General features: G+C 67.9%; 10 protein-coding genes and 1 tRNA gene. 5 read left to right on the forward strand and 6 right to left on the reverse strand.

Translation table 11 applies throughout. The features are described 5' to 3' along the window. From HUV06_RS12380 to HUV06_RS12395, 4 genes are all read right to left on the reverse strand, one after another. A partial coding sequence (locus tag HUV06_RS12380) for a proton-translocating transhydrogenase family protein (RefSeq protein WP_174301570.1) occupies positions 1–224 on the reverse strand: 224 nt, incomplete at its 3' end. A 19-nt stretch (positions 225–243) separates the two neighbouring features. Continuing rightward, positions 244–1,386: a Re/Si-specific NAD(P)(+) transhydrogenase subunit alpha gene (locus tag HUV06_RS12385; protein WP_174301571.1), complete on the reverse strand. Its 1,143-nt coding sequence runs from the start codon at positions 1,384–1,386 to the stop codon at positions 244–246. A gap of 127 nt (positions 1,387–1,513) precedes the next feature. Further along, positions 1,514–1,590: transfer RNA gene (locus tag HUV06_RS12390), tRNA-Ala, on the reverse strand. Between the two features lie 79 nt (positions 1,591–1,669). Then, entirely contained in the window at positions 1,670–3,121 is a 1,452-nt protein-coding gene (locus tag HUV06_RS12395; protein ID WP_174301572.1) for a M20/M25/M40 family metallo-hydrolase, read from the reverse strand. Positions 3,122–3,221: 100 nt separating this feature from the next. On the opposite strand from HUV06_RS12395, the gene HUV06_RS12400 reads away from it, so the two are divergent. Together HUV06_RS12400 and HUV06_RS12405 are read left to right on the forward strand one after the other, a co-directional pair. Then, positions 3,222–4,160: a hypothetical protein gene (locus HUV06_RS12400; protein ID WP_174301573.1), complete on the forward strand. Its 939-nt coding sequence runs from the start codon at positions 3,222–3,224 to the stop codon at positions 4,158–4,160. 11 nt (positions 4,161–4,171) lie between these two features. Next, positions 4,172–4,621: a hypothetical protein gene (locus HUV06_RS12405; RefSeq protein WP_174301574.1), complete on the forward strand. Its 450-nt coding sequence runs from the start codon at positions 4,172–4,174 to the stop codon at positions 4,619–4,621. A gap of 69 nt (positions 4,622–4,690) precedes the next feature. Here HUV06_RS12405 and HUV06_RS12410 read toward each other — a convergent pair whose 3' ends face one another. Next, positions 4,691–6,406, reverse strand: coding sequence for a gamma-glutamyltransferase family protein (locus tag HUV06_RS12410; RefSeq protein WP_174301575.1), 1,716 nt, complete (start codon positions 6,404–6,406; stop codon positions 4,691–4,693). 180 nt (positions 6,407–6,586) lie between these two features. Here HUV06_RS12410 and rpmI point away from each other — a divergent pair, with 180 nt between their 5' ends. The 3 genes from rpmI (at position 6,587) to pheS (ending at position 8,422) form a co-directional block, all read left to right on the forward strand. After that, the gene (gene rpmI / locus HUV06_RS12415; RefSeq protein ID WP_174301576.1) at positions 6,587–6,787 is read left to right on the forward strand and encodes a 50S ribosomal protein L35; all 201 of its coding nucleotides are present in this window, start codon (positions 6,587–6,589) and stop codon (positions 6,785–6,787) included. 55 nt (positions 6,788–6,842) lie between these two features. After that, positions 6,843–7,217, forward strand: a complete 375-nt coding sequence (rplT, locus tag HUV06_RS12420) for a 50S ribosomal protein L20 (RefSeq protein ID WP_174301577.1) — start codon at positions 6,843–6,845, stop codon at positions 7,215–7,217. Positions 7,218–7,357: 140 nt separating this feature from the next. Next, positions 7,358–8,422 carry a phenylalanine--tRNA ligase subunit alpha gene (gene pheS, locus HUV06_RS12425; protein ID WP_174301578.1) on the forward strand — a complete coding sequence of 355 codons (1,065 nt, stop codon included), beginning with the start codon at positions 7,358–7,360 and terminating at the stop codon, positions 8,420–8,422. A gap of 13 nt (positions 8,423–8,435) precedes the next feature. Here pheS and HUV06_RS12430 read toward each other — a convergent pair whose 3' ends face one another. Further along, positions 8,436–8,687 carry a hypothetical protein gene (locus HUV06_RS12430; RefSeq protein WP_174301579.1) on the reverse strand — a complete coding sequence of 84 codons (252 nt, stop codon included), beginning with the start codon at positions 8,685–8,687 and terminating at the stop codon, positions 8,436–8,438. Between the last annotated feature and the right edge of the window lie 216 nt (positions 8,688–8,903).

Consider the following 8,903-nt stretch of genomic DNA (forward strand, 5'->3'; position numbering starts at 1 on the left):
GCGCCTTTGGACACCCAGACGTGGGCGCCGGCCGGCGCGCCGGCCACCCCGTGCGCCGCCGCCGCCAGCAGGGCGCCCACGATGATCACCGAGGAGATGGCGTTGGTCACCGCCATCAGCGGCGTGTGCAGGGCCGGCGTGACGCTCCAAACCACGTAGTAGCCCACGAAGATGGCGAGCACGAAGATCGCCAGGCGGAAGACGGTCGGATCGACGGCTTGCATGTCCAGTTCCTCTCCGCGCTCAGCTCGCCGCCGCCTGCAGGGCGGGGTGCACCACCAAACCGCTGCGGGTGACCAGGGCGCCCTTGACGATCTCGTCGTCGAAATCCGGCGCCAACTGTCCATCCTTCACCAGCAGGGTCAGGAAGTTGACGAGGTTGCGGGCGTAGAGCGCCGAGGCGTCGGTGGCGATGCGGCCGGGCAGGTTGACGATGCCCACGATCTTCACCCCGCCCTCGGTGACCACGGTCTCGCCCGGCCTGGCCAGGGCGCAGTTGCCACCCTGCTCCACCGCCAGGTCCACCACCACCGATCCGGCGCGCATGGACGTGACCTGCTCGGCGGAGATCAGCTTGGGCGCTGGGCGGCCTGGGATCAGGGCGGTGGTGATGACGATGTCCTGCTTCTTCAGGTGCTCGGTCACCAGCGCCGCCTGCTTGGCCTGGTACTCCGCCGACATGGGCTTGGCGTAGCCGGCCGCGGTTTCGGCCTGCTTGAACTCCTCGTCCTCCACCGCCACGAACTTGGCGCCCAGGCTCTCCACCTGCTCCTTGGAAGCGGGACGCACGTCGGTGGCGGTGACCACGGCCCCCAGGCGGCGCGCGGTGGCGATGGCCTGAAGGCCCGCCACCCCTGCGCCCATAACGAACACCTTGGCCGCAGCCACGGTGCCGGCGGCGGTCATCATCATCGGCATGGCGCGGCCATAGGCCTCCGCCGCCTCGATCACGGCGCGGTAGCCGGCGAGGTTGGCCTGGGAGGACAGCACGTCCATCGACTGGGCGCGGGTGATGCGCGGCACGAACTCCATGGCGAAGCCGGTGGCGCCGGTCTGGGCCAGGGCGTCCAGAGCCGGGCGCTCGGCATAGGCGTTGAGCATGGCGGCCACGATCGCGCCCGACTTCAGGCCGGTCAGAGCCTCGGTCGACAGGGCGCGCACCGCCAGCACCACGTCGGCGTCCGCCATGGCAGCGGCCGCGTCAAGGGCGAGGCTCGCGCCCGCGGCAAGGTAGTCGGCATCTGGATAGGACGCGCCCAACCCGGCGCCGGACTGCACGGCGACGGCGAAGCCGAGCGGGATGAGCTTCTTGACCGCGTCCGGCGTGACCGCCACGCGGGTCTCGCTCTCGCGCGTCTCCCGCACGACGCCGACCTTGGCCGCCATCTAGTCGCCCCCCAATATCCGTTGAGCCAGATATTCCAGTGAAGCGGGCCCATGTCCATCCGCCAACCGGCCTGGCCGTCCAGAACGCGCGGGGGCGGTCAGGCGATCGGATCGACCGGAAAGGGAGTGGAGGCCCAGCCAGGACTCGAACCTGGATGGAGGAGCCTTGCGGGGCTCCGCGCGTCGCCGTTCCGCCACCGGGCCAACGACTTAGCTTTAGCGCGGGCTCCCCAACGAAAGGTTAAGATTCATCCCGGAGGCGAGCCACGGTCCCCGCCTCCAATTATTCCTGCATGCCGTAGAGGTTGACTAGGTCCCAGAGGAAATCGCGTCCGTCGTACAAGGTCTTGACCCCGATGCGCTCGTTCAGGCCGTGGATGTGGCCGAGGTCGGGATCGTAGAAGGTCCCTCCCACGCCGTAGGTCGGGATGCCCACGTCGCCCATGAACACCCCGTCCGTCGCCCCGGCGAGGAGCGTCGGGACGACCGGAACCCCGGGGTAGTACTTGGCCGAGACCTGCTGGATCGGCCCCATCACCTGCGGCGTCAGCGGCAGCGGCTTGGCGAGCGGACCGCGGTGGTTGGGCATCGAGACGGTGATCGCCGGGTCGCCCACCACCTGGGCCAGGGTCTGGCGGACGGCCTCAGTGGTCACGCCCGGGAAGATGCGGCAGTTGACGTTGGCCATGGCGCGCTGGGGCAGGGCGTTGGTGGCGTGGCCGGCCTCGAGCTTGGTGGCCACGCAGGTGGTGTGCAGGATGGCGTTCGAGCTCGGGTCGGCCGACACGATGGCGTAGGCATGGGCGTCCTGCGGGTTGGCCATCAGCGCCGTCATGGCCGCGCCCTGCTCGCCGCCCTTGATCTTGGCCATGGCGTTGAAGTAGGCGCGGTTGGCGTCGTCGAACATGATCGGGAACTGATAGTCGCCGACCTTGAGCAGGCCGGCCGAGAGCTGGTAGATGGCGTTGGGCTTGACCGGACGTGAGCTGTGGCCGCCGGGATTGGTGACCACCAGGTCGTAGTCCTGAGGCGTCTTCTCCGCCGCTTCCACGGAGAGCAGCACCTGATGACCCGCCGCGTCCAGCTGGCCGCCGCCGCCCTCGTTCAGGGCGAACTCCGCATCCACCAGGGCGCGCTCGTGGGTCGCGAGCCAGCCCGCCCCATTGAAGGCGCCCTCGGTCTCCTCGCCGCAGGTGAGCGCCATCTTGATGGTGCGCTTCAGGTGCACGTGCTGCTCGCGCAGGCGCATCATGGTGTCCACCCAGGTGGCCGCCATGGATTTGTCGTCGCTGGAGCCCCGCGCGTAGAAGTAGCCGTCCTCCTCCACCAGGGTGAAGGGGTCGCGCACCCAGTCGGCGCGCCTGGCCTCCACCACGTCGATGTGGGCGAGCAGCAGCAGTGGCTTGGCGTGGGGATCGGAGCCGGGCAGCACGGCCACCAGGCCGCCCTCCTTGGAATGATCCGGGGCGGCGAAGGGGTGCAGGTCCGACGCCGGATAGCCGGCCTCCACCAGGTGCGCCTGCATCCTGGCCGCCGCCGCCGTGCAGTTGCCGTCCGACAGCTCGGTGTTGGTCTCCACCAGCTCCTTGTAGATGGCGCGGAAGCGGGCCTGATCGGGACGGAGCGGCCCCATGGCCGGCGCGCTCTTCGGCGAGGCCTCCAAGGCCTGGGCGCAGGCCGCCCCCGCCGCCAACAGGCTGGCGCCCGCCACCAGTGTAAAGATCAGCCGCCGCATGTCCCGTCCCCCACAGCCGGCGGGATCGAAGCCCATCGCCGGTCAACTGGCAAGAGGGCGATGCTCTCCGTGGCCCGCCCGGTCGCCAGATGCTGGCGTCATGGACAAGACGCAGCATTGCCGTACTAATCTTTTTCGATGGTTGCCGGGGGAGCTTGAGAATCGCATGGCGGAAGCGACGACGGCAGATGCGCACGAGGTGTACATCTGGAGCGCGGACGATCTGCTTGAGGATTTGAAGAAGGTTGGCGACGCCGGGAAGGAGGGCGTCAAGACTCTGCTCGAGTACAATGAGAAGATTAAGAACTCTATCGACGCCGACGTGGTGGCCCTCACGCAGCTGATGCAGGCAAACGTGAAGATCGCCCGCCAGATCAAGCTGCTGGGTATAACCGGACGCGCTTACATCAAGGAAGTCGGTAAGAAGAAGTACATTATCTTCAAGGGTGACGCGAAGCTGCGGCCGGAGCTGAAAGGAACGCGTTACTTGGCCGAGAACGCCAAGGTCCGCTGCTTCGTGGTCGGCACCAAGGACATCCTTGAAGACGCCGCCAAGGGAACCAAGGTCGCCATCATCGCCTTCGTGGCCATCGACATCATCAAGGAGGTGACGTCCGACCACCCGTCGTTCGTCAGTCTAGGCGTCAATGTGGGCAGCGATGTGCTGCAAGCGGTCACGGCCGCCTACATAGGCGCCGCGGCGGGCGTGTTCCTGACCACGGTGGTGGGAGCGCCGGTCGTGGTCACCTTCATCGCCGTCGTAGGAGTCGGCTTCGCCGTCGGCATGATCCTGACCAGCCTGGACAACCGCTACCACCTGACCGAGCGTTGTCGCGCCAGGATGATGGGCTGGGAACAGGAGATGGAGAAGGAGCTGGCTGAGGCAAAAGCCAAGATCGTCACGGCTGGCAAGCAGACGTATCAGGCTGGCAAGAGCTATGTGAAGGCTGAGGTGATCAAGATCGACAAGTATTATCAGAATGCAGCCAACATGATTGGGGGCTCTTACGCCCAATCCAGCTGGGCATTTATGCCCTGATGTTTGGCTTCTTGACCAACAAGCCTTACTTCAGCAAGCAACAGCGAGCAAGCAATCCGGCGCTCTACGTCTTCGAGTTATTCGCGTTGCTGTTGATCTTCTCCGCCTGGTTAGGGTTGAGCGATCTTCGCCAGATCAATGCGGGGGGTCAAACGGCGACCAGCCCATCCAACGCCATCGCCATGATCGGGTGGCTGGGCCTTTATGGCGTGCGCCTGTCGTCATGGATCGCGATCGCGCGGCGCAACCGGATGCCTCAGGCGGCCGAGTGGCTGGCGACCATCGTTCCGTTCACAGTGATGATCCTCTGCTTCCTGTTCTCCGGCCAACTGGTCCAGGCCTATGCCGCCGGACACGGCTATCGCGCCTGCGGCAGCTATCATGATCGCGAGACCATCCTGACCTTCGCCAAACCCCAGACGGCCTGCCCGCTCAAGCCGAAGGCGAGCGACACTCAATAGGCGCATGCGAACGCCGTTCGGGTAGCCCCCTAGGTCCGGGCCTGATGGACTTCAGGGTGGCGACGGACGTTAGTAGCCGCGCGCCACCCCTTCGCGCCTGGGGTCGGCGGCGCCCTGGTATCCGCCGGGAACGGCCGTAATTCCGTGCAGGCCGCTTTCCTCGCCGGCGTTGGGCTTCACCTGCAGGCCGCGCGCCTGCAGCGCCTGGACGATGACGGGGTCCTCACCCGTCTCGACAGACACGATATCGCCCTTGGCCACGACATTGGGCAGGGCGAAGGCCTGCTGCAGCGGCAGCTTCCAGTCGATCCAGGCCACGAGCGCCTTGGCCACATAGGCGATGATCGAGGAGCCGCCGGGCGAGCCGAGGGCCGCCACGAAGCGTCCCTGCCGGTCCAGCACGATCACTGGCGACATGGACGAGCGGGGCTTCTTGCCGGGCGCCACCGCATTGGCGGCGGGCGTGCCGTCGGCCTCGTTGGGATCGGAGGAGAAGTCGTTCAGCTGGTCGTTCAGGAAGAAGCCGTGGGTCATCCGCCCGGTCCCGAAGATCAGGTTCACGGTGGTGGTCATGGACACCACGTTTCCCGCCGCGTCCACGATAGCGAAGTCCGAGGTGCCGCCGCGCTCGCCGGTGTGGTCCACCCCTTCCGCCACAGCTCCGGGCGGACGGCCGGCGCTGACCGGGCCGCCGCCGAGCGTGGGGATCAGGGCCGCGCGTCGTGCGTCGTAGGCGGGGTCGAGCAGGCCTGCCACAGGCGCCGGTACGAAGGCCGGATCGCCGATGTAGTGGTCGCGGTCGGCATAGGTCAGCCGGCTGGCCTCGGCGAACGCGTACCAGGCCTGGGGGTCCTGCGGCCCGCGGTGGGCGATATCGGTGTGGGCGAGCTGGCCCAGCAGCTCCAGCACGCCCACACCCCCGGCCGGCGGCGGCGGGGCGCAGACCACATACTGGCGGTAGGGCCGGCAGAGCGCCTGGCCCTCCAGCGGACGGTAGCTCGCCATGTCGGAGAGGGCGAACAGGCCGGGATCGGGCGGCAGCCCCACCTTGTCCACGATCGCCTGCCCGACCTCCGGCCCATAGAGCGCCTGGGCCCCCTGTATGCCGAGCTGATGCAGCATGTCCGCATAGGCGGGGTTCTTCAGCACGTCGCCGACCCGGTAGGGCGTCCCGTCCGGCTTGGTGAAATAGGCCTTGGCGTCGGGGGTGGAAGACTCCGGATAGGGGCCGACGATGTCCTTGGCCAAGCGGGGCGTGACCTGGAAGCCGTCGCGCGCCAGGGTCTCCACGCCGCCGAACAGCTGGCTCCAGGCCAGCCGGCCGTGCTCGCGCTGGGCCAGGGCCAGCATGGCGACGGCGCCGGGGACGCCCGTCGCCTTGCCGCTCACCATGGCCTGGGTGAAGGGCATCGGCTTGTGGCCGGGGCCGAGGAACATGTCGGGCGCGGCGCCCATGGGCGCCACTTCGCGCCCGTCATAGGCGGTGACCTTACGGTTTCGCGCGTCGTAGTAGAGCATGAAGGCGCCGCCCCCGAGGCCGGAGCTCTGCGGCTCCACCAGGCCCAGCGCCGCCTGCACCGCCACCGCGGCGTCCACCGCGCTCCCGCCCGCGCGGAGCACGCTCAGGCCCGCCTCCACCGCCAGCGGGTTGGCGGCGGCGACCATGGCGTGGGCCGCGAAGCCGGTCTGCACCGGCCTGGCGTCGGGCTGCGGAGCTGTCTGAGCCCGGGTGGAGGGGGCCGTCAGCAGGGCGAGGGCGCAGGCGGCGAAGAGGAGACGCTTCATGCCCCCATCGTCAGCGCGCAGGCCGGTCCGTCAAGCGTGCCGAGACAGCGTCCTTGCTCCCCGAGGGCTTTTTGCGTAGACACCTCGCCTTCTCAAGGAACCGCCTGGCCATTGGCATGCCATGGCGGTTCGTCATGCTGTCCAAGGGAGCGGTGGGCCCAGACGCCCAGCCGTCGCGAAATGCCGAAGTTGAAGACCAAGTCGGGCGCCAAGAAGCGCTTCAAGATCACCGCCTCGGGGCTGGTCAAGTCCGGCGTCGCCGGCAAGCGCCACCGCCTGATCAGCCACAACTCCAAGTACATCCGCCAGAACCGTGGCACCAAGGTGCTGTCCAAGTCCGACGCGCCGAAGATCAAGGCGTACATGCTGCCCTACGGCTAGCCCGTTCCGCCGCACCCGATCTTCGACACTCAGACAGACACAAAGGTGAAATGACATGGCTCGTGTAAAGAGGGGCGTGACGGCCCACGCCCGTCACAAGAAGGTTCTCGAAAAGGCCAAGGGCTTCTACGGCCGCCGCAAGAACACCATCCGCGTCGCCAAGGCGGCGGTGGACCGCGCGGGCCAGTACGCCTATCGCGACCGCAAGGTGAACAAGCGCACCTTCCGCTCGCTGTGGATCCAGCGGATCAACGCGGCGGCGCGGGAGGAGGGCTTCACCTACTCGCAGTTCATCCACGGCCTGAACCTCGCGGGCGTGGAGATGGACCGCAAGGTGCTAGCCGACATCGCCGGCCAGGACCCCGCCGGCTTCAAGGCCATCGCCGAGCAGGTCCGGACCGCGCTGGGGAGCCAGCGGGCCGCGGCCTGACGCCAAGCTGCCCGCCGACGGTAGACCTCATCCTGAGCCTGTCGAAGGACGAGGTCGGCCCCGCCGCCATCCGCCGTTCTGCGTCACCTCGTCCTTCGACAAGCTCAGGATGAGGTGAACCTCCAACGTCGAGGCCCAGCATGTCCGACCTCTCCACGCTCGCCGCAGACCTCACCGCCGCCGTCGACGCCGCGCCCGACCTCGCCGCGCTCGAAGCGGTCCGCGTCTCCGCGCTCGGCAAGCAGGGTTCCATCTCCGCCCTGCTGAAGTCGCTGGGCTCGATGAGCCCGGACGAGCGACGTGAGCGGGGGCCCCAGATCAACGGCCTGCGCGACACGGTCCAGGCCCGCATCGCCGTCCGCCGCGAGGTCCTGGAAGCCGCGGCTCTGGACGCCCAGCTCGCCTCCGAGCGCCTCGACCTGACCCTCCCCCCGCCGCCCCGCCGTAGGGGCTCGCTCCACCCCACCCTCCGCACCCTGGACGAGATGGTCGCCATCTTCGCCGAGATGGGCTTCGCCGTAGCGGAGGGACCTGACATCGAGGACGACTGGCACAACTTCACCGCCCTGAACTTCCCGCCCAAGCACCCAGCGCGGGAGATGCACGACACCTTCTTCTTCCATCCCGACGGCGACGGCGAAAGGAAGGTCCTGCGCACCCACACCTCCCCGGTGCAGGTGCGCACGATGATGAGCCAAGCGCCGCCCATCCGCATCATCGCGCCGGGCCGCACCTATCGCTGCGACAGCGACCAGACCCACACCCCCATGTTCCACCAGATGGAAGGGCTGGTGATCGACCGCGCCATCCACATGGGCCATCTGAAGTGGACACTCGACACCTTCGTGTCCCGCTTCTTCGAGACGGCCGGCGTCACCACCCGCTTCCGCCCCCACCACTTCCCCTTCACCGAGCCGTCGGCGGAGATGGATGTGCAGTGCGATCGCTCCGGCGGCCAGATCCGGATCGGCACGGGCTCGGATTGGCTGGAGGTGGTCGGCTGCGGGATGGTGCATCCCAAGGTGCTGGTGAACTGCGGCCTGGACCCCGCCGAGTGGCAGGGGTTCGCCTTCGGCTTCGGCATCGACCGCTTGGCCATGCTGAAGTACGGCATGCCGGACCTGCGCGACATGTTCGCCAGCGACGTCCGCTGGCTGAAGCACTACGGCTTCTCGCCCTTCGCAGCGCTGCCGCCGCTGGGCTGAAGCCCTGCGTTGGTCAGTGCGGGCCGCCGGACGAGCGTTGCATCCCGCCCATCTGCTCCTTGGCGTCGTCGGCGATCTCGCGCCATTCCGCCTGGGTGTGGCAGACGTGTTTGGCGAAGCTGCTGCCGGTGACGACCTCGCTCTTGCACACCACCGCGTCATCCTTGCTGGCAGATTTGGTCGCTGCGGCAGGCGCGGGCGTCGGCGTAGATGACCCGGCCGGCGTTACGGCCTGAGCGGCCAGCAGGGCGATGAGAGCGAGCATCTTTCAACATCCTTTCACGTGTGGAGAGCAGACCTGGAAACCCGCTCCTGTGCAAGTGCGGCTCAGGCGCTAACCCGCCGCTCCGCCTTCGGCTTGACCGCAGCCTTGGCCAGCGCCGACACGCGGACCTTCCGTCTTTGCTCGTGCCGCTCCAGCACTTCGGCCAGGTACTTCCCCGTCCAGCTCGCCGGGTCCTTGGCCACCTGCTCGGGCGTC

The organism is Caulobacter sp. S45 (assembly GCF_903642205.1).
GTDB lineage: Bacteria > Pseudomonadota > Alphaproteobacteria > Caulobacterales > Caulobacteraceae > CAHJWH01.